We start from the raw sequence: 1,734 nt of genomic DNA, 5'->3' as shown, positions 1-1,734 counted from the left end.
CTGCGCCGGCTGCCGCCCAGCGGGTCGCCGACCACCTCCGCCGCCGACTGGGTGAGCGAGGAGCTGCCCGGCGACGCCCGGGTGGCCGTCGACCCCGACCTCTACGCGCGCCTGGCCGCCGAGGGGACGCCCGAGCGGGAGCTGGTCCCCCTCGCCGCGGACGGCGCCGGCGACGAGGGGGACGGCGCCTCGCCGCAGTGGCTGGTGAGCACGGACGCGGTGCGGGCGATGGCCACGCCGGGCAGCTGGGCGCGCCAGGCGCTGGACTCCTCCCGCCCGGTGCGGGTCTTCGGCAGCGGCGAGGACCGCGTCGAGGTGCGCCGGCTGACCGCCTCCCCCGCGCCGGGGGCCGACGAGGAGGAGCCGGCAGCGACGTCGACAGCCCCCGCGGCGCCGGCGACCCCCTCGCCGTCCGCCCCCGAGCCGCCTGCTCAGGAGCCGTCGACCTCGACCGCTCCCCCGCCCTCGGACGCCGGGTCGGGAGCCGCCCCGCCCGCCGCCGTGCGCGCCCTGGCGGCGAACCCCTCCGTCGAGCTCACCGGGCCCGCCCGCGCGGTGCTGGCCTCGACGCCGGTGGACGCCCGGCTGGTCGCCCTGCTCGCCCACCTGGCCAGCGAGCGCGACCTGTCGGTCACCGACCTGCCCGCCGCCCCCGGCGCCCCGGAGGGCGAGCCGCGGCGCACCGCCGTCCTCGACCGGCTCGACGGCGCCCCGGTGGCCGAGCGCAGCGCCGCCGTGGAGGCCCTGCGCGCCGAGCTCGCGGCCCAGACGGACGCCTTCCGCGCCACGGCCGAGGTGCAGCAGGACGGCGCGCTCCTCGTGCTCGTCCTCGAGCTGCCGGAGGCGCCGTGAGCGCTCCGGCGTCGGCGCGTCGCGCGACACGCCGCTACCCGAGCGGGGCGGCGGAGGCAAGGCGCCACGCCGCGGGCCATCGTCACCTAGCGTGGCCGCAGACGCACACGAACCGACCGAGAGCGGACGGACCGGACTCCCGGCCACGTCCCCGGTCATCCGAGGGGAAGACATGACCAGTCCGCGACGCTCCGCCACCGGGACGCTCGGGGCGCTGCTGGCCGCAGCCCTCCTGGTGCTCCTGCCGACCACCACGGCCACCGCCGCTCCCGACGCCGGAACGGCGTACATCCGGGTCGGGCACTTCGTGGCCGGTCTCGGCGGCATGACCATGTCGGCGACCCTCACCGCCTACGACGGCAGCACCCAGCCGATGGTGCTGGCGCCCGAGGCCACCTACGGCGCGCTCAGCGACTACCAGCCGCTGCCCGTCGGCTACTACTCCGTCGCGGTGCGCCCGGCCGGCGCGCCCAGCAGCAGCGCCCCGGTGCTCACCGGCACCCTCGAGGCCATGGCCGGGCAGGCCTACACCGTGACCGGCCTGGGCGACGCGGGCGCTCCGCGCCTGACCGCCGTCACCGACGACCTGGCCGCTCCCGCGACGGGCCAGGCCAAGCTGCGCGTCATCCCCGCGGCCGTGCCGGGAGCCACCACGGACGTCACCGTCGCCGGCGGCGCCCAGATCGCCCGCGGTGCCGCGTTCTCCGAGCCGACCGCCTACGTGCAGGTGCCGGCGGGAGCCGTCTCGCTGCGCGTGTCGACCGGCGGGCGCACCGCCACGGCCGACGTGGCGCTGGCCAGCGGCAGCGTCTCGACCGTGCTCGTCCTCGATGACGGCGACGGCGGCCTGACCGTGCGCGCGGTCACCGACGCGACCGGCGC

General features: G+C 78.9%; 1 protein-coding gene and 1 pseudogene. Both read left to right on the top strand.

Going from position 1 to position 1,734, the window contains the following annotated elements; translation table 11 throughout:
- A pseudogene (locus AC5FZL_RS16650) lies at nt 1-852 on the top strand (hypothetical protein); the annotation flags it as partial.
- A 172-nt stretch (nt 853-1,024) separates the two neighbouring features.
- Nucleotides 1,025-1,734, top strand: a 710-nt coding sequence (locus tag AC5FZL_RS16645) for a DUF4397 domain-containing protein (protein WP_493619988.1), incomplete at its 3' end; no start/stop codon positions are given.

It is taken from the genome of Quadrisphaera sp. DVD1 (genome assembly GCF_058932755.1).
The sequence above is the reverse complement of the archived record's forward strand: the minus strand, read 5'-3'. Positions and strand labels throughout refer to the sequence as shown.